Genomic DNA, 20490 nt, shown 5'->3' on the forward strand with positions numbered 1-20490 from the left:
CGACTTACATCGTCGAACTCGTGGCAGAGCCCAGACTAGCCAAATCCATCAGTTCACGGGTTGCCACCGCATACATGGCGAAATCCTTTCCGCTGGCGGCACGCACATCACTGAGCATGCCTCTCCAGCGTTCCACCATGGCACGGTTGTGTTCCATCCACAGGGCCAGTCGCGCAGCACTATCTTCAGGTGCCTCGGGCATCTGCAAAACCGCAATCGTGATGATACGCTGTTGTGCATCCAACTCGTCCCTGAACGCTTCACGCGCCAGTGCTTGCCAGGCGTTTTTAACCGGCAATTCGTTGAGCTGCTGCTGATACCAAGTCAGGTCGAGCGCATTGCCAACAGCGAACCAGGTCGAGGCCACCTGAATTGGGTCATGGCCGGTCACGTCAGCCGCCTGGATGATGGGCAATAGCGTGTAGATATGCGTCGTACCCGCCACCACACGCGCCAGTAGCTCCGGCGTACCTTGATCGATGTAATGCTGATACCGCCCTTCCCACTGGCTGCGTGGCTCGCCCTCGAGCAGTTCGTTCAAACGAACGCCCAGCGCAGCAACACGTGGCCCGAAGTGAGCAACATCACGCGCAGCATCCAGCTCACCGCGACGGCTGCGCAGGAACCAGCGCGTCGCACGACGCCCCAAGCGCATCAACTCATCCATCAGACTCAACTGAACATCTGCCGGAACCTTATAGTCCAGCGCTTCGATCTGACGCCACCAATGAGGTAGATGCAGGACATCACGCATCACGACATAGGCACGCGTGATATCCGCCGCGCTCATGGCAGTAGATTCCTTGAGGCGCTGGATAAAAGTGATACCCATATGGTTGATCAGATCGTTGGCGATCTGAGTACTCACGATCTCGCGCTTCAGACGATGCCGCTGCATCGCCTCGCCAAATTCCTCAGTCAGGCGCTGCGGGAACGCAGTATGCATGTCGCGGCTAAGGTACTCATCGTCCGGCACGCTCGACTTGAGCAACTGCTCCTTTAAATCGATCTTGCTGTAGGAGATCAGCACCGAAAGCTCGGCACGGGTCAGGCCTATGCCCTGGCTCGCGCGCTCTGCCAGAACATCATCAGAAGGCAGGAATTCCAATGCGCGGTCAAGCTTGCCACGGCCTTCCAGGTCCACGATGAGACGCTTGTACTCCATGAGATGCGTCCGTGCACGACGCTCCGCCAGAGACAGCGCTTGGGTTTGCATGTAATTGTTGTTGACGACCAGCTCACCAACCTCATCGGTCATCTCGCCCATGAGCTGATTGCGTTGCTTCAGGGTCATGTCGCCAGAGGACACCATATCGCCCAAGAGAATCTTGATGTTGACCTCATGGTCAGAGCAGTCCACGCCGCCGGCATTATCAATGAAGTCGGTATTGCACGCGCCACCATTGAGACCATACTCGACCCGTGCCAGCTGGCTCATGCCCAGGTTACCGCCCTCACCTACCACCTTGGCGCGAAGCTCGTTGCCGTTCACCCGTAGCGCATCGTTGGCCTTGTCTCCGATATCCGCATGGGATTCGAAGCTGGCCTTGACGTAAGTACCGATACCGCCGTTCCAGATAAGATCGACCGGAGCCTTGAGCAGTGCATGAATCAGCTCGTTAGGCGTCAGCTGATCGGCCTGGATATCGAAGCGTTCCTTCATTTGCGGCGAAATTTCAATTCGCTTGGCACTACGCGAGAAAATGCCGCCACCCTCGGAAATCAGGCTGGCGTCATAGTCCGTCCAGCTGGAGCGTGGCAGGTCAAACAGACGCTGGCGCTCGGCGAAGCTGCGGGCAGCATCGGGGTTTGGGTCGATAAAAATATGTAGATGGTTGAATGCCGCTACCAGCTCAAGGCTTTCCGAGCGCAGCAGGCCGTTACCAAAGACATCGCCGGCCATGTCGCCGATCCCTAGTACAGTGACCGGGTCTTTCTGGACGTCAATGCCCCGCTCACGGAAATGCCGTTGTACGCTGACCCAGGCACCACGCGACGTGATACCCATTTTCTTGTGGTCATAACCTGCCGAACCGCCAGAAGCGAACGCATCACCCAGCCAGAAGCCGTATTCAGCTGCGATACCATTGGCAATGTCCGAAAAGGTCGCCGTGCCTTTATCGGCTGCCACGACCAGATAGGGATCGTCATCGTCCTGACGCACAACACCCACCGGCGGAACGACTTCGCCTTCTTTCAGGTTGTCCGTGATATCCAGCAAACCGGAAATGAAGATGCGGTAGCACGCAATTGCCTCGGCCAGGATCTCATCCCGGCTACCGCCTACAGGCAGACGCCGCGGTACGAATCCACCTTTTGCCCCTACCGGTACGATTACCGAGTTCTTGACCTGCTGCGCCTTTACCAGGCCCAGCACCTCTGTACGGTAATCCTCTTCCCGATCCGACCAACGCAGACCGCCACGAGCAACCTTGCCGCCTCGCAGGTGGACGCCTTCCACACGTGGCGAGTAAACGAAAATCTCAAATCGCGGTACAGGCTTGGGCAGTTCGGGAATTGCACGCGGATTGAACTTGAAGCTGAAATAGCCCTTGGGCTGGCCATTTTCGTCTGGCTGGTAGAAGTTGGTTCGCAGCGTTGCCTTGATCAGATCCAGGTAACGACGCAGGATACGGTCTTCGTTGAGCACTGCCACGTTATCCAGCGCTGCAAGGATTGCCTGCTCCAAACGCTGTTGCTTGTCTTCCAGATCTTCCGGACTCATGCGGCGCGCCAGATAGAAGCGCATACGGAACAGGCGTGTCAGCTCGCGTGCAATGTCCACATGATTGTTCAGCGTACTGGCAATGTAGCCAACGTCGAACCCAATGCGAATCTGCTTGAGGTAACGCGCGTAGGCACGCAGCAGGGCCACATCACGCCAGGGCAGCCCGGCCGTCAGGACCAGCCGGTTAAAGGAGTCATTCTCGGCGCTGCCATTGACGATATGAATGAACGCATCCTGGAACGTGTCGTTGAGCTGCTGCAGGTCTACATGCAACCCTGCCACCGTGGTAAAGGCAAAATCGTGGATCCAGTATTCGCGCCCATCTTTCTTGCGCAGGTGATAAGGAAACTCCCCCAATACGCGCAGACCAAGGTTCTCAAGGATTGGCAGCACATCCGACAAGGCCAGCGGCGTATCCGCATGATAGAGCTTGCAATGCAGGACATTGTCGCCGCCGCTGTAACCGAGCGGCTGATAGAAGCTCATGATCAGTGGGCGGCTTTCCGACAGGTTCAGCAGATGCCGCATGTCCACCACCGCCAGATGCGGCGCGAAACGCTCACGATAACCGGCCGGGAAACCCTGAGGGAAATCGGCCAGTACAGCTGTACCCTGCGCCTCGCCCAAGGTATCGATGATCAGACTCGCATAGTCGTCCTTCCAGGACCGGCACGCCTGCACCATTTCCTTTTCGATACGCGAAGGATCAATTTCCGGCTTCTGGCCCGGATCGATACGCAGGATGAACTGAACACGCGCCAGAACGGATTCGGAGAAATAGGTCCAGAACTCGCAGTCGGTGCCATGCAAGCGCTCCATAAGGATCTGCTGCATACGCTGACGGACCTCGGTGGAATAGATGTCGCGCGGTACATAGGCCAGGCAGTAATAGAAGCGTCCGTAGGGATCGCGGCGCAGGAAGACGCGAACCTTGTTGCGCTCCTGGATCTGCACAATGGACATCGCCGTGGCGAAAAGATCATCTACCGGTGTTTGGAAGAGATCATCACGGGGCAGTGCTTCAAGCACCTGCGCCAGTTCCTTGCCCAAGTGCGCACTGGCACCGAAATCGGCCCGACGTCTGACTTCCGCCGCCTTGCGCCGGATAAAGGGAATGGCTTCGACGCTCTGGTTATAGACATTGGAGGTATATAACCCCATAAACCGGTGTTCACGAATGACATGCCCCTGTTCGTCGCACTGACGGATAGAGACAAAATCGGGATAGGCCGGACGATGTACACGGCTTGGCAACGCAGCTTTGGCAAACGAGAGCAGCAAAGGCTCGCGGAAATACTGCAGCGACTCGGTCTGGATATGAGCGTCTTCGGCAGTAAGGCCTATGCGCAGCTGCCGCGAAAGCCCCAGCAGAGAGGACTCGTCATAGAAAATACGACCACCTTCACCCTCGTTCTCGACGGTAAATTCTTCATATCCCAGGAACGTGAAGTGGTTATCGTTGAGCCAGGCCAGGAAGGTCTTCACCTCGTCCAGCTCTTCTGCTGCCACATTTGGCCCCGCCATGGTATCCAGCTGATCAAGCAGATGCGCTACACGCTGTTTCATGGGGTTGAAATCGTTCACGGCCAGGCGTACCTCGCCCAGCACTTCAAGCAGGGCTGATTCAAGCACCTTCATGTCGCTGGCTGAAGCACAGCGATCGATCTCAAGGAAAATGACTGATTCCTGGCTAACTCCCTCTCCCTGGGTACCTTTGGGCAGTACCTCCAGCAGACGGCCTGTCTCATCACGGCGTACGCTCAGCACACTGTTCTGCAGGGTATGTACGCTGTGTCCGGATCGATTGATCTGCATGCGGACCGAGTCAACCAGGAACGGGATATCGGCATGCAGGACCTCTACCGCCGTGTGGGCAGACTGCCAACCATGCCGCTCGTATTCAGGGTTGAATACATTGACCTGCGGCTGAGCCGGATTGAAACGCTCCAACAAGCGCCAGGCCGAGAGTACACAACCAACAAGGTCCGAAAGACGGCGCTGGGTCAGTTCTTCCAACGCGACAATTCCGAAGAACTGGTCAGCGAAGGGTGTCAGCCTGGAGAGCGTCGGCTCGTCCACATGCTGAGCAAGAGCAAGGTGTAACTGGTGTTGAAAGTCCGCTTTGCTGGCAGCGGTAAAAAACGCCATGGTTGTACTCCATCTGGGCTTTATTCGTTTTTTGCACGCCTGGTGCCTACATACAAGGACGAGGACCCAGGGTGTTCAGCTCGAGTTCAACTTTATTGCAACTGAAGCCCCTGACATTTTTGGCAGCAGCGACTTCAGCCGGGTAAAAGCTTAAAACGAAGCTGCCGCCGCTGCATTCGGTGCCGCGACATCTTCGTTCATACCTGTTGCAGATGGGGTTTGGGAAAGGAATGGCGCAGCGTTTGCCGCTGCGCCAGAACGATTATTTCGAGGAGGGAATCTGGGTCGCCGGCGTCACACCGGTCGTGTTATTCAAAAGGCTGTCGGTTGCGGTTTGCAGGAAGGCATCCAGCTTGTGCTGCATGGCAGAGGCCTTGTCTGAATCATTAAGCACTTCCGCGTGATGGGTAGCACCCAATTCGTATCGGTACAGGCGTGCGTTCAGGTCCTTGGGCTTCACCAGAATGTTGTCACCCGACACGATGGCTACGGTCTGTTCGCCACCTGACGGTTTGATAACCGCAACGCCAGGATCACCTGCGGGCAGGTCCAGCAAATCCCGACCCCAGCATTGATGGCGGGCCGGTTCGCCCAAACGCCCGAGGATGGTGGGCACTATGTCGATCTGGCTACCGACCGTATCGCGGCGGCTGCCAAAGGTTTCCTGTACGCCAGGCCCAATCAGCAGCAGCGGTACGTTGAAGCGGAAAAGATCCATTTCCGTCAACTGTTCCGGTGCACCGAAACCGTGGTCGCCCACAATGACAAACAGGGTGTCCTTGAAATAGGGCTGCTTGCGCGCCTCGGCAAAGAACTGGCCCAGCGACCAGTCCGCGTAGCGCATCGCTGTCAGATGCTCATCCAGCGAACCGTGTCCGGTTACACGTTCAACCGGCAGGTCTTTGGGCAACGCATAAGGGGTGTGATTGGAAAGAGTTTGCAGCAGGGCATAAAACGGCTTGCCCTGCTTTTCGAGGTTGCTGAGTTCTTCAGCCGAGCGGGCAAACATGTCCTGGTCAGAGACACCCCAGGTTGGATCGATAAAGACCGGATTGACAAAGTCGTCACGCCCTACGAAAGAGGTCATGCCCTGGTTGCTAAAGAAGCCAGACTGATTGTCCCAGGCGAAACTTCCGTTGTAGACATAGACATCATTATAGCCGCGCGGGCTGAGCATCTGCGGCAGTCCTGAAAACTTGTTACTGCCCTCTGGCATCCGCATGAGGTATTCGAAAGCCGGCAGGTTCGGGAAGCAGGCCATGGTGGCAAACATCCCCTGGTGGGTGTGAGTGCCGTTGGAAAAGAAACGGGTAAACAGCAGGCCGTCCTTGCTTAGCGCATCGAAATTGGGCGTGATGTTATCCGTACTGCCCAGCGCACCAATGTACCGGCCCGCCATGCTCTCCATCAGTATGACGACAACATTGCGTACACCCGGCAGCCTGGTTTCGGGCGCCGGTGTATAGACGCGACGAATGGCAGCGGTATCGGCATCCACCAGCTGATCAAGAGGTGTGAGCAACAGGCTGCGTACGGTCTTCAGCGCCTCATCCTCAGGCAGGGTCGCTTTCCAGGTGTTGTCCCGATGGTCAGAGAAGGAGTGCTCTGCCGCGTTGATAAGCGTCAGAGTGCCATTGAGCCCTAGATGATTGGCAAACATCGACTCCGTTGTATAGGCATCCCCCCAACGCAGCGGTGGGCCATGGCGCAGCGTGCCACGTACGGCAATGACCGCCACCAGCAGACAGACCACGAATACCGCGCCCCGCGCATACCAGGCAGGTGAAGCAACCGGGCGGGCTTCTGTGCTGTCCGAAGCGACAACCTTCGGCCGCGTCGCCCGCTCGATACGATGAAACATCCATCCCAGCAGCAACGCCGCTACCAACCAGGCCAGTAGAAGGCGCACAACAGGAAAGCCGTACCAGATCATACTAAATACGGTCTTGAGGTCTTCCTGCATATACTGGAACACCAAGCCGTTCAGGCGCTGATGAAATTCCCGATAGAAGTTCAGCTCCACCACACCCAGGAACAGGCAAAGGCTTGCAGCGACCGTGAGCCAGACGCAGTGCAGTCGGCGAGCCGCCATGGCACGCACGCTGAGCAGTGAAAGCAGTAGCGGCACACAGATGTATGCAATCAGGCGCAGGTCGAAGCGAGCACCGTTAATAAACGCCTCGATGAACTCGCCAGCAGGCGTATCGCCAATGGATTCATGATTGTAAGCCAGCAAGGCCAGCCGCAGCAGGGCGAACATGACCAGCAAGGCCAGCGCACTCCCCAGCGTAAAGGCCAGATGACTGGCAATGGATGGCTGTATAGGCCTGTGCCCTGGATTAGCGGGCCGTTTGGCGTCCGGTTGTTGCATTGTCTAAGCGCCTTCTTTGGTGCGTTGGAGTTTCAGGATGCGGTTGCGTCCCTGCTCGGATAGCAGAAAACTGCCGTCAGGTGATGGCAGAAGGGTCTGGGCAGAGCGAAGATGACTCAGGATTACATGCTCCCTGCCCTGCCGATCGAGTAGCAGCAGCCGGGCCATGTGCGTAGCGTCTTCCGTAATCCAAACACCCTCTGTGGTACACACCATGAAGCCAGGCGCATTCAAACCGGTGAGCACTATAGGGTCCTGGCCATCGGCTTGCCATTGGTGGATTTCACCCTTCTGCTTTTCGAGATAGAACAGCGAACCGTCCGGGCAAGGTGCGACGGCTTCTGCCTGATCAAGGCCCTGCCGCAGAATGGTCACCGCCTGGGTGCTTGGGTCATAGCGCAGCAATCGCCCGTTGCCATGCAAATCTTCGATACCGTAGAGGTAGTGTCCGTCGGTTGAGACTTCCTCGACATCGTTTCCCATGAACAGCTCGCGTCTTTGATCGCCCTTTTGCCAGATGACGGGATGTCGGTCAGCCTCCTGGCTATACACCACACCCCCTTGAAAGAACGTCAGGCCATCAGGCTTGGAAAGACCTTCGACATAAGGATTTAGCGTCCCATCGGGAGAAAGCGTCATGACTCTTCCCTTTCCATCCTGGAACTCTTCCGTTACATACAGAGTGCCTGCCTCATCCCTGATCAGCGCACTGACGTTAGGAATATCCTGGCGATAGATTGAGTACTCCCAGCCATTAGCGGCCTGGACAGGGAAGAAGTGTTTCCAAAGTGGAACGCAGGCCGCTGCAATCAGCGCAATACCTGCAATAGCAGCCAGCTTTCCGGCGCGCCTATTCAGCGTCATTGATACGCAGCCTGTTCAAAAAGCGTAAGAATGCCGGATCAGGAATCAAAATTTCGTCAAAATACCGCCTGCAGCCTTTGCAAGACCATTGATCTTCCGTGTACTAGCCAAACGCCGCTAGAGGTTAGGTGTAGTGCATGGGAATGGATTAAAGTAACGCCCTGCCGAGGCTTTCATCCTTGCCATTTTTCCAGGAAGTATTAATGGAACACCGTGAAGCGCTGATCTTGCTACGCAATTACCTATCCAGCCAGATCCTGGGCCAGGAAAAGCTTATCGAGCGTTTGTTGATCGCACTGCTCGCCGACGGGCATCTTCTTGTAGAAGGCGCTCCCGGACTTGCGAAAACCAAGGCAATCAAGGATCTCGCCGACGGACTGGAAGCCGAGTTTCATCGTATCCAATTCACTCCGGACCTATTACCGGCCGACATTACCGGTACTGAGATCTATCGAGCCGACAGCGGTAACTTCGAATTCCAGCGCGGCCCTATCTTTCACCATCTCGTGTTGGCAGACGAGATCAACCGAGCACCGGCCAAGGTACAGTCCGCCCTGCTGGAAGCCATGGCGGAGCGCCAGGTCAGTATTGGCCGCACCACCTATGACCTACCGCCGTTGTTCCTGGTCATGGCTACACAAAATCCTATCGAACAGGAAGGAACCTACCCGCTGCCGGAGGCCCAGCTCGACCGGTTCCTCATGCATGTCAAGATTGGTTACCCGGATGCCAGCGTTGAACGACGGATCCTGGCGCAGGCACGAGGCGAGGCATTACATGGGGAAACGAAGGCGCCTAATCAGGTGACGCAGGAGGCCATCTTTGCGGCCAGACGGGAGGTTGTTTCGCTGTATATGGCCGACGCGGTCGAGGAGTATCTTGTCCAGCTCATAATGGCGACACGGACACCGGCACGCTTCGATACCGAACTGGCACAGTGGCTCAGCTATGGGTCGAGTCCGCGGGGCTCCATCGCGCTGGATCGTTGCTCACGCGCACATGCCTGGCTTGCGGGACGGGATTTCGTCAGTCCGGAAGACATCCAGGCGGTACTGTTTGACGTTCTGCGACACCGCATAATCCTCTCCTTCGAGGCCGAAGCGGCCGGCGTCGACCATGATCGCGTAGTGCAACGTATTCTCGACGTTGTGGCCGTTGCATAGCACCATGGGCACGCCGCGCAGCGTCAGTATCAGCCTGACCGAGCTGATCGACATGAGACACCGCGTTCCAGAGGTCAAACTGTTCGCGGCCGCCGGGCGACGCAGCCCGCTCATTGGCGTTCACCACTCACGCCTGCGGGGTCGCGGCGTGGACTTCGATCAGGTACGAGTCTATCAACCAGGCGACGACGTCCGCACCATCGACTGGCGTGTGACCGCCAGAAGCCGCGAGCCACATACCAAGCTGTTTCACGAGGAGCGTGAGCGCCCTGTCTATCTGCTGATTGAACAGAGCCAGCGCTTGTTCTTTGGCTCGGAGCGCGTGTTCAAATCGGTATTGGTGGCACAGGCAGCTGCCCTAATTGGCTGGTCCGTACTGGGTCACAGCGACCGCATTGGCGGCATGGTTTTTGGTGATGACGGTTTTCACGACGTGCGTCCCCGGCGCAGCAAGCAAAACCTGCTGAGGTTGTTCGATCATCTGATCAAGGCCAATCACAGTCTTATGGACCAGACCGAACCCAAACTTCCGAGCGACGCCTTTTCATTGGTGCTGCGGCGCGCACGTGAAGTACTGCGTCCAGGCAGCATGGCATTGATCCTATGCGATGAGCGTAGCCTGAGCGAGGCCGCGGAGCAGCAACTGGCCCTGGCGTCTCGCCATACAGATCTGGTTCTGTTACCGGTCTCCGATCCGCTGGACCACCGTTTGCCAGCAGCCGGATTTCTTCGCTTCGCCCAGCACGACACCGAGCTTGAAATCGACACACTGAACGGCACGCTGTCGAACGCCTACCTGCAGCAGGCAAAGCAGCGTCGGGAGCGCTGGACACGCCTAAGCCAGCGACTGGGTATCCCGCTGCTTCCGCTTTCTACTTCCCACGACCTGATTGAGCAGCTGCGCAAGCATCTGCACCAGCATCAGCCTGGCTACCAGCAATGAACCCGCTTGATCAATTGGCCCCTCTGGTCAGGCCCGAGCCCGTTTCGCTCTGGCCGTTGGCACCCGGCTGGTGGATAGCGCTGGTCATGTTAGTGGCGTTACCTGCTGTAGCATTCATGGTATGGCGGCATCGGCGCCAGACGACTGTGGAGCAGCCTGTTTCAGAAGAAGAGCAACTGGAGGGGCCTCGCCGGGCGGCACTGCTTGAGCTGGCACAAATGCCCCGTCCCTATGGCGAATCCGCCGGACCCTGGCTGCAAAGTCTCAATGCCCTGCTCAAACGGCTGTGCATGACCCGCTATCCCGACAGCCACTGCCAGACATTGAGCGGGCGCGCCTGGCTGGCCTTTCTCGACACCCGGTGTACGGCAGCTGGCCTGACACGCTGGATGGTCTTGGTAGAAGGCGCTTATCGCCCGGACTGCCGGTTGGACGACAAGACCATCGATGGCCTTTACGCCGCGGTCAGCATATGGATTCGCAAACATGTTTGAATTTGCCTGGCCGTGGATATTTTTCCTGGCACCCTTGCCCTGGGTGGCCAGGCTGATACTGCCGCCTGCGCAAAGCCAGGAGTCAGCACTCAAGGTCAGTTTTCTGAAAGAACTTGAGCACCTTGCAGGACACCGCGCCCATACACGTCTGCCTGCCCTGAAGCGGCAGTTGCCGTTTATATTGATCTGGGTGCTGCTTCTGGCAGCAACAGCTCGTCCTCAATGGGTGGGTTCACCCCTTCCGCTTCCTACCAGTGGCCGAGACATCTTGCTGGCCGTTGACGTGTCTGGCTCCATGGATTATCCCGACATGACCTGGAAGGGAGAAGACATCAGCCGCCTCACCCTGGTAAAGCATCTGATCGGAGATTTTATCGAAGGCCGCACGGGTGATCGCATCGGTCTTATCCTCTTTGGTTCGCAAGCTTATGTGCAGGCGCCGCTCACCTTTGATCGCCGGACGGTCCATGCCCTGCTCGATGAGGCCCTGGTAGGTATTGCAGGCAAGAATACCGCTATCGGTGATGCCATTGGCTTGGCGGTAAAGCATTTGAGGATGCGTCCGGAAAATAGTCGAGTCATGGTCTTGATTACGGATGGCGCCAATAACGGTGGCCGCGTCGATCCACTGATCGCTGCTCGCCTGGCCGCCGAAGAGCATGTACGGATCTATGCCATCGGGATTGGTGCCGACCCACAACAGGCCAGTCTCTCGAGCCTATTCGGTTTCAGCAGCCTGGATCTGGATGAGGACACACTCAAAGCCATTGCCAAGGAAACCGGAGGCCGCTATTTCCGTGCCCGTTCGCAGGAAGAGCTGTCTGCCATCTCGAATGAACTCAACAGCTTCGAGCCGATTGCACAACAGCCCACCCGTGTACGTCCAGCCAAAGCGCTCTTTTACTGGCCACTGAGTCTTGCCGTTCTGACCAGCCTGATCGCCGCTGCCTTGCATATCTGGCCGAAACCCTGGCGGCGTATTCCCCGGCTGCGTGCCTACGCACAGGCGCGCGGGAGGAAACAGACATGATGTCGCTGATTCCACACCTGTCGCGTCCTCTCTGGCTTCTGGCATTCCCTGTGCTGCTCTGGCTACTCTGGAAGCTGTGGCATCGTCCGCGTCGCGTAGGACATTGGCAACGGCTTTTGCCAACGGCATTTCACGAATGGCTGCTGACCACACCGTCCAGGGATACCCAACGCCTGCCGTTGTTACTGTTTGGTCTTGGCGCTGCGCTGGCAATCCTGGCATTGAGCGGCCCCAGCTGGCAGCGCGCAGAGCAGCCGGCTTATACACGTACCGATCCGCTGGTTATCGTGCTCGACATGACGCCGGACATGCTGGCTTCGGACGTTTCCCCTTCTCGCCTGATTCAGGCCCAGCACACCATTCTGGACCTGTTGGCGGCACGTCGGGATGCTGAAACAGCCATTGTCGTCTATGCCGGCAGCAGTCATGTCCTGGTCCCGCTGACCAACGACCTGCATACGGCACAAAGCCTACTGGAAGCCGTGCGTCCGGCGATCATGCCAGAAGCCGGCGAGCGTGCGGATTTAGCGGTACGCCAGGCACTGCAGCTACTCCGGCAAGGCAGCGGTACAGGAGGACGAGTCTTACTGATAACCAGCCAGCTCAGCACCCAGGAACAGAAAGGCATACGTGAAGCGCTGTCCAGCTATCGGGTTCCCTTGCTTATGCTGGGTATGGGGACACTTGAAGGTGCGCCGATGGCGCGGGAAGAAGGCGGCTATCTGACCGACAATCAAGGTAATATCCTGCTGTCACGCCTGGATGAGGCTACCTTGCTCCGCTTCGCTCAATCGGTGGGTGCGCAGTATCAGCGCCAACAGCCTGATGAGCGTGACCTCCGCGCGTTGGGTCTGCTCGACACACCGGACACCGTAGCCGAGCGACAGGAACAGGTACGCCTCGATGCCTGGGTCGACCAAGGCTACTGGCTGCTTATCCCCGTGCTGATTCTGGCTGCATGCGCAGGGCGAAAAGGCTGGCTCTTGTGTATACCGCTTTTGCTGTTTGTCATGCCACCTCCCGCTCACGCGTTTGCGTTCGAAGATCTCTGGTTGCGCAAGGATCAGCAAGGCGCCCGTTTGCTTGAAGCGCAACGTCCTGACGAAGCCGCTCGACGGTTCGAGAATCGTGAATGGCGTGGTGTCGCCCAATACGAAGCAGGTCAATATGAAGAGGCTGCCAAAACCTTTGCCCAGGGCAACAGTGCGGTAGATCACTACAACCGCGCTAACGCCCTGGCCAAAGCCGGTCAATTGACTGGCGCGCTGGACGCTTATGACCAAGCACTCAGGCTGCAAAGCAATTTTCCCGAGGCCCTCCATAACAGAGCCCTGGTAGAAGCCTTGCTCAAACAGCAACAGGAACAGGCAACCGCTCAGGACGCCACGCCCAATGAAGCAGGAAGTGACGACCAGCACAGTCAGTCCGACACCCAAGCCCAACCCTCACCGCAAAACAGTGACGCCACTGATGAGCCAAGGGCTGCGTCGAACCATGACGAATCAGGGCAGCCCGTTGGCCAAACCCCAGGAGAAGCCAGCGATAGCGAGGCCGTCGAGACCGAGGAAGAGAACGACGACCTTCTGTCCCAGCCTCACTCGAACGTACTGAGCGAGGAACGCAGGCAGTCACTGGAACAATGGCTAAGGGAAATACCAGACGATCCCGCAGAGCTGTTACGCCGCAAGTTCTGGTATCAGCAACAAAAACAGGAAAATAGAACACCATGAGCCTAGTCCGTATTGCGCTCACCCTGCTTCTGTTGGTCAGTCTGCCTGGCTGGGGGGCAGACTTTACGGCTCGCGTGGACCATACCCAACTCGTACCTGGCGAGACCTTCGAGCTTGTCCTCGAATCAAGCGATCCGACGCTTTTCGGCAAACCGGATCTGTCTCCTCTGGAGCCCCAGTTCGATATTCTCGGCACACGCCAGATCAACCAGTTAAGTACGGGTCCCGATCAAAGCGAGCCTATCACCCGCTGGATCGTAACGCTTCAACCGCGGCAGCGCGGAATCGTAGTGATTCCCCCGCTGATCCTTAGTGGGGTGCGAAGCCAGCCGATTACGCTGCATGTCAACGAAACTTCGACACTCACCCCCAGTGCCCAAAACCTGGAGCCGGTCTTTATCGATGCTACGGTAGATCAGGAAACCGTTTATGTGCAGGCGCAGCTGGTCCTGACGCTACGCATCCTCCACTCCGTACCGCTTTACGATGACAGTAACCTCAGTACGCTGAGCATGCCATCAGCGCGCGTCGAACCTTTGGGAGAGCCCAGGACGTATGAGCAGACCATTGGCGGCGTGAGACATGGTGTTATCGAGATTCGCTATGCCATTTTTCCGCAGCAAAGCGGTCTATTACGCATCCCCAGCCTGTCGTTCAGTGCCACGGCGGTTGATACCTCAACCAGTGGTCAGCAGTCGTCTCCGTTCAGCTCAAGGCCGGGTCGGGTAATACGCGTGGATACCAGCGAGATTCCCATTCAGGTCAAAGCCAAGCCTGCCGATTATCCTGCTGACGCACCCTGGCTACCGGCACGTCATATCGAGCTGAGCGAAGCGTGGAATCCCCAGCCGGAAGAAGCGCGCCAGGGCGCCGTATTAACACGCCACCTTCTTCTCAAGGCAGAAGGCCTGTCCAGTGCACAGCTGCCGCCTCTGCCGCAGCCGATTGTAGACGGGCTTCGCCGCTATCCAGACCAGGCCAAGCTGACCAACGACATGCAGGATCAAAGCCTGGTCGGCAGTCGCGAGGAGCGGGAGGCGCTCGTACCCAACCGGAGCGGCGACATCACTCTACCTGCTCTGGAAGTTGTCTGGTGGAATACTCGGACCGACCAACTTGAGCGTACACAGCTACCTACCCATACCCTTACCGTCGCTGCCGACCCGGCCCTAATGCCACCGTCCCCAGGGCAGGCCTCTACCAGTGTGAACGGGAAGCGACTACCTCTCTGGCCATGGCAGCTGGCCAGTTTTATTCTGCTTCTGACCACACTGTTGGGTTTCGGGCTATGGTGGCGAGCCCGCCAACTGCCCGCCATTATTAAAATGGCTCCTGCCGGCCCGAGCCCACGCACGCTGCTCGATGATTTGCGACGCGCCTGCCAGGCTAACGATCCGCATGCCACGCGTCAGGCGCTCGATGCCTGGGCTCGACAACAGCCAGAAACCCTGGCAGAAATGGCAGCCCGCTTCGATCCGCTTTCTGTCGCTCTGGATGACCTTAACGGCGCGCTTTACAGCGAAAGTGGACAGCATTGGCAAGGCGAGACACTGTGGCAGGCGTTCCAGGCTTTACCACCCTCTACGCAGCCCGTACAACAGGAGCCTGGCTCACTGCCACCGCTATACCCGCGCTGATGGTCCGGGCGCAACGCCTCGACCACACGCCTGAACAGGAACACCATGCGTATTCTTCATACTTCCGACTGGCATCTTGGCCAGACCCTTCATGGTCAGGATCGCGACTTCGAACACGCCTGTTTTCTCGATTGGCTGTTGGCACAACTCAAGGCACGCCGCCCCGACGCCCTGCTCATCGCTGGCGACGTCTTCGACACGATCAACCCGCCGGTCAAGGCGCAGGAGCGCCTCTATGACTTTATCGTACAGGCACACCTGGCGCTTCCTACGCTAACGGTGGTGATGATTGCAGGCAACCATGACTCCGGAGCCCGGATTGAACTTCCCGCTCCGCTCATGCGCAGCCTGCGGACCCATGCGTTAGGCCGAGTGCTTTGGCTGGATGACGGCTCGCTGGATGCCAGGCGGCTAATGGTTCCGCTTACCGATGCAAACGGCGCGATTAGAGCCTGGTGCCTAGCCCTACCTTTTTTACGACCGGCAGAAGTAACAGGGGGAAGTGACGGTACCTATATGGAGGGTATCGCCAAGGTACACGCAGAGCTGATTGCCCACGCTGAAACACGTCGCACACCAGGCCAGGCTCTTATCGCCATGAGCCACGCACACCTGGCGGGAGGCCAGATATCGGAGGATTCAGAGCGCAACATTATTGTTGGTAATGCCGAAGCTCAACCTGCCTCTCTGTTTCCCCCAAGCATTGCCTATGTGGCATTGGGTCATTTGCATAAGCCGCAAAAGGTAGCCAAGCAGGAGCGTATCCGGTACAGCGGATCTCCCCTTCCCCTCTCGTTCGCGGAAGTGGACTATCCTCACCAGATTCTTGATGTTCAGTTCGAAGGAGAAGCGCTCAAGACTGTCGAGAGCATTCGGATCCCGCGAGCCGTGGACATGGTGCGCCTGGGCCCTGCACCACTGGCAGATATCCTTGAGCATCTCAAAAGCCAATCCGAAATCGACCTCTTCAATACCCCCGAAAGCCACTTGGCTCCCTGGCTCGAAGTCAGAGTCATACTCGACGCACCCCAACCCGATCTACGGCAGCGGCTGGAGTCTGCTCTTGAAAGAAAATCGCTGCGCCTCGTACGGATCGGCGTGCAATACGCGGGAGCCGTCAGTACTTCCAGCGAGTCGCCGGAGCTGGTGGCGCTGGAGCAACTGACGCCACAAGAGCTTTTCAGCCGTGCCTGGCAGGATACCTATGGGCAAGTGCCAGAATCGTCCACACTGGACGATTTTGCCCAGTTGCTTGAAGACATCGCACTGGGAGAACAGGCATGAAGATTCTGGCCGTTCGCCTGAAAAACCTCGCCTCTCTTGCCGGCCCGCATGAGCTGGACTTCACCGCTGAACCCCTTGCCAGCACCGGCCTGTTTGCCATTACCGGCCCAACCGGTTCAGGCAAGAGCACACTGCTGGATGCCCTTTCGCTAGGGCTGTTTGGTGAAGTGCCACGCCTTAGCAATGTGCGCAAGGAAGCCAAGGTGCCAGACGGCGACAACGAAATTGCTACAGGCGATCCACGTACCCTTCTTCGCCGCGGTAGCGGTGCAGGCTATGCTGAAGTGGACTTCCTGGGTATCGACGGTTATCGCTACCGTGCACGCTGGGAAGCCAATCGCGCTCGAGACAGAGCGGATGGAAAACTTCAGCCCAGCCGCCAGAGCCTGCGGAACCTGGACACGCAGCAGCTGTTGGCAGCCGACAAGAAAGCCGAATTCAAAACCCAGCTTGAGCAGCGCCTGGGCCTTACCTTTGAACAGTTCACCCGCGCAGTGCTACTGGCGCAAAGCGAGTTCAGCGCCTTTCTGAAAGCGGACGACAACGGCCGCAGCGAACTCTTGGAAAAACTGACCGATACTGCGATCTATAGCCAGCTTGGCCGACGCGCCTTCGAACGGGCGAAACAGGCTCGGCAATCCCTTGATCAACTGGAACAGCAAGCAGGTGGTGTCCGCCCCCTGGACGACGCTGGCCGCACAGCACTCGAAACCCAATGCCAGAGCACGCTGGAAGCCTTGGCCCGCATTCAGGTCGAGCTTGGTGAGGTGGAACAGCAGCAGCGCTGGTTAAGGGATTTGAAGCGATTGGAGCAGGAACTTGCTCAGGCCCAGACAACGCGTACAACAGTGCAGCAGCAACACGATGAGCATACAGAGGCGCGCCAGACGCTTCATTGGCTAGATCAGTTGCTACCACAGCGTCATCGCTATCAGCAGAAGGCGCAGCTTGAGCATGACATGGGCCAGCTGACGGCCCACCTCATACAGCTTGAACAGCAAAAACAAGCGCTTGAACAACGCCTGGACGAGTTGACAGAACGCCAGCAGCACGCTCAAACCCGTCGCCAAACCGCGGAAGAAGCCCTGCATCAAAGTGCCGATCCACTGCAACAGGCTTTTCAGGAAGAGAACGACCTCAGCCGCCTCAAGATCGACGTCCAGCAGACCCGCGAGGCGTGGCGTCAAGAAGACTCGTTTCAACGCGAGTCCCTGGCAAGGATCAATGCCTTGGCGGCTACCGAGGTGGAGCAACGTCAGGCACTGGAGCAGATAGCCACACAGCTTCAGGCAAGCGAGGCACTGTCAGCATTATGTGATGCCTGGTCAGCCTACCGCCCTCGCCTTCAGCAGAACCTGCAGCTCGGCGAGCGCTTGGCGGGGTCCCGCCTGCGCATTCCCCAGTTACAGGCTGCTGTAAAAAAAGCCCAGGAAGAGGCCGATACTTATCAGACAGCCATCCAGACGCTCCAGCAGGAATCCGGCGCGGAAGGCAACCTGAGCGAGCAAATCCAGGCGCTGACGCAACAGCAACAGGCCAGCCGCCCCCTGCTCAGCTCACTGGAACGACTCATCTATCTCTGGCAACAAGGAGAAGAGCTCGAAGGCTATTGGCTCAGTAATCAGGAAAAGCAGACAGCGCTCTTGCAGGAGCGGGCCCACACCATAGCCGAGGGTAAGCGCGCCGCTGCAGAGCACGCCGAAGCCGAGCGCGACCTCAAGGTCACCCTTGCCATACTTGAGCGGCAACGGCTGATGCGCAGCGTAAGCGTGGAAAAGCTGCGTGCCCAACTCGTAGAAGGCGAGCCCTGCCCTGTGTGCGGCAGCCAGGAGCATCCTTTTCATCAGGAGAGTGTTCTGGCAAAGGCTATAGCCTCCCATGAAGCTCGGGAAGAAGAGCAGGCTCGACTACATGTGCAACAGCTGTACGAACGCCTGATTGGTCTACGAAGCGCTGTTGCCGGTCTGAATGAACGACTCAAGGATCTCAAGCAGCAAGAAGAACAGCTGACCGCACAGCAGTTGGGAATACATGAGCAGCTGCGAGGCCACCCGGAAGGCAAGACACTTCTCGCCCAACCTGAGGAGCATCGCTCTTTCTGGCTGAACGAACAATTGACAGCACTCAGCAAGCGCATCCAGACCGAAGAAACGCGCCTGCAGTTCCTATTGAATCACCAGCAAAAAATCGATGGCTTACAGGAGCGCTGGCAAACCGCCCGCGAGCGTAGCCAGCAGGCCGCATGGGAGTTGGAAGAACACCTGAAAGCCATCCAGCAGGATGAGCTTCGACACGCTCAGGAGCTGGCTGAGCTCACTGCACTACTGCCTGCACCCTGGCTGGAACATTGGCAACAGCAGCCCCAGCCTACGTTTACGCGCTTGGAAGCGCTCATAGAAGCCCGACACCATCACCTGCTACGGAAACAGGAGCTGGAAAAGACGTTGACGACCTGCACGCTCGACCTTGAGCGTGAGCGTTATCAACAGCAGACCAGACTTCAGCAGCACGAAAAGCTTTCCAGTCTGCTGGCAACACTGGAAGAACAATTGACGAGCGGTCAGCTGCGCCTTCAGACAACATTGGGTGAACATGCCAGCCCCCATGCCTGGCAACAGGCATTGAACCAATCCGTTGAACAGGCACGCCAAGCAGAAAGTCAAGCCAGGGAAGCCTGGAATGAGGTCAATCTGAACCATGAGCAATTACGCCATACTGTTGAGCTCAAGCGAGGCGAAGCGCAAAAGCTGGACTCCGCACATCGTCTACTTCTCGTCGAGCTTGACGCCTGGCGGGTCCAGCACAGTACGCTTGACGAGACACTGCTGACTCGACTGCTGGGTATCGATGACCGTGAGCACACTGCCTTGCGCCAGCAGTTGCAGACCCTGGAACGGGCTGTCAATGAGGCTGACGTGGTCGTTCAAGAGCGTGAAAAACGTCTGGCAGCCCACCGGACCGAGCGGGCCGACCTTCCTGAGCCGGAGACGCTGGAGCAGCGCTGGACAGAGCTGAGCCAACTCAACCAGGCCTCTCAGGAACGCCATGCCGAACTACGGGCTGAAATCGCTGAAGACAACCGTCGGCGCACACAAAGCGCTGAGTTGCTGAACGCGATCGAGAGCGCCCGCGCGGAGTATCTTCGCTGGGCCAGGCTGGACGAGCTGATCGGCTCTGCCGATGGTCATACCTTCCGCAAGATTGCTCAAGGCTACAATCTGGATCTGCTGATCCATCATGCCAATGCTCAACTCCAGCAGCTGGTCCGCCGCTATCGGCTCAAGCGAGGCGGCAGTGCGCTAGGGCTCTTGGTTATGGATACCGAAATGGGCGATGAGCTGCGCTCGGTACATTCTCTGTCCGGTGGAGAAACATTTCTCGTTTCACTGGCACTGGCCCTGGGTCTCGCCTCCATGGCGTCGACTAACCTGAAGATCGAGTCGCTGTTTATTGATGAGGGCTTTGGCAGCCTTGACCCTGATTCGCTACAGCTTGCCATGGACGCATTAGACGGACTTCAAGCTCAAGGCCGCAAGGTTGCTGTCATTTCCCATGTCCAGGAAATGCATGAGCGTATTCCTGTCCAGGTGCAGGTATGCAAACAGGGCAACGGATTGAGTACGTTAAAAATCCAGGGGCCGACGCCTCGCTTTATTGACTAAGCCATGCTGCCGGGCATTACCGTCCAGTGGCGCTCACACGAACCGAGCGCCACTCGTGATCATTTTATTTTTTTCAAACGTCTGGCTATCCGCTGGGCGCACATCCGGGAGCAGTGACTGAAGCACGATTCCTTTAGGAAGCGTTTCTTACACGTATGTCCTACAGGTTTTTGCGGTTTCGAACAGATTGCAATCAGCCCCGCTGACGGGTCAGCTGTACGCCGATTGGCGCAAAGGTATCTCATGTCGATACCCAAGCGTTATGGAGCGACACCATGGAAAGTCCGCGCGACCAGAATGCCAGGAAAGAACAAACATCACTCATGACAGAAGCGTGCAAGCGGTAGCGAACTCGCCTGAACTGTCACGGCAAGCTCCCGCCTGCTCATCACTCTATAGGCATCAGCCGGAAGTAGCAGGCCCATCCTTCAGGCCT

The 20490-nt window shown here is 57.6% G+C and carries 11 protein-coding genes; 8 read left to right on the forward strand and 3 right to left on the reverse strand.

Annotated features, from left to right (window positions below; translation table 11 throughout):
- Positions 1-4 precede the first annotated feature (4 nt).
- From EAW52_RS13525 to EAW52_RS13535, 3 genes are all read right to left on the reverse strand, one after another.
- Complete coding sequence (locus EAW52_RS13525; protein ID WP_122042832.1) at positions 5-4876, reverse strand: NAD-glutamate dehydrogenase; 4872 nt, start codon at positions 4874-4876, stop codon at positions 5-7.
- A gap of 262 nt (positions 4877-5138) precedes the next feature.
- A complete protein-coding gene (locus EAW52_RS13530; RefSeq protein ID WP_122042834.1) occupies positions 5139-7247 on the reverse strand; it encodes an LTA synthase family protein in 2109 nt (702 codons plus the stop codon).
- 3 nt (positions 7248-7250) lie between these two features.
- On the reverse strand, positions 7251-8111 hold the full coding sequence (locus EAW52_RS13535) for a hypothetical protein (protein WP_122042835.1): 861 nt from the start codon (positions 8109-8111) through the stop codon (positions 7251-7253).
- Positions 8112-8314: 203 nt separating this feature from the next.
- Here EAW52_RS13535 and EAW52_RS13540 point away from each other — a divergent pair, with 203 nt between their 5' ends.
- The 8 genes from EAW52_RS13540 to EAW52_RS13575 are packed head-to-tail and all read left to right on the forward strand — an operon-like array spanning position 8315 to position 20054.
- The gene (locus EAW52_RS13540) at positions 8315-9274 is read left to right on the forward strand and encodes a MoxR family ATPase (protein WP_122042837.1); all 960 of its coding nucleotides are present in this window, start codon (positions 8315-8317) and stop codon (positions 9272-9274) included.
- A 4-nt stretch (positions 9275-9278) separates the two neighbouring features.
- Complete coding sequence (locus EAW52_RS13545) at positions 9279-10217, forward strand: DUF58 domain-containing protein (RefSeq protein WP_122042839.1); 939 nt, start codon at positions 9279-9281, stop codon at positions 10215-10217.
- Complete coding sequence (locus EAW52_RS13550; RefSeq protein ID WP_122042840.1) at positions 10214-10711, forward strand: DUF4381 domain-containing protein; 498 nt, start codon at positions 10214-10216, stop codon at positions 10709-10711. The genes EAW52_RS13545 and EAW52_RS13550 overlap by 4 nt, the downstream gene beginning before the upstream one ends.
- Complete coding sequence (locus EAW52_RS13555; RefSeq protein WP_122042842.1) at positions 10704-11741, forward strand: VWA domain-containing protein; 1038 nt, start codon at positions 10704-10706, stop codon at positions 11739-11741. The genes EAW52_RS13550 and EAW52_RS13555 overlap by 8 nt, the downstream gene beginning before the upstream one ends.
- Positions 11741-13471, forward strand: coding sequence for a VWA domain-containing protein (locus EAW52_RS13560; RefSeq protein WP_122044807.1), 1731 nt, complete (start codon positions 11741-11743; stop codon positions 13469-13471). Before EAW52_RS13555 ends, EAW52_RS13560 begins: the two co-directional genes overlap by 1 nt.
- Positions 13468-15108 carry a BatD family protein gene (locus EAW52_RS13565; protein WP_122042844.1) on the forward strand — a complete coding sequence of 547 codons (1641 nt, stop codon included), beginning with the start codon at positions 13468-13470 and terminating at the stop codon, positions 15106-15108. The genes EAW52_RS13560 and EAW52_RS13565 overlap by 4 nt, the downstream gene beginning before the upstream one ends.
- Positions 15109-15153: 45 nt before the next feature.
- Positions 15154-16392, forward strand: coding sequence for an exonuclease SbcCD subunit D C-terminal domain-containing protein (locus tag EAW52_RS13570; protein ID WP_122042846.1), 1239 nt, complete (start codon positions 15154-15156; stop codon positions 16390-16392).
- Entirely contained in the window at positions 16389-20054 is a 3666-nt protein-coding gene (locus tag EAW52_RS13575) for an AAA family ATPase (protein ID WP_122042848.1), read from the forward strand. Before EAW52_RS13570 ends, EAW52_RS13575 begins: the two co-directional genes overlap by 4 nt.
- Positions 20055-20490: the final 436 nt, after the last annotated feature.

The organism is Pseudomonas sp. LTJR-52, from assembly GCF_003691465.1.
Lineage (GTDB): Bacteria > Pseudomonadota > Gammaproteobacteria > Pseudomonadales > Pseudomonadaceae > Chryseomonas > Chryseomonas luteola.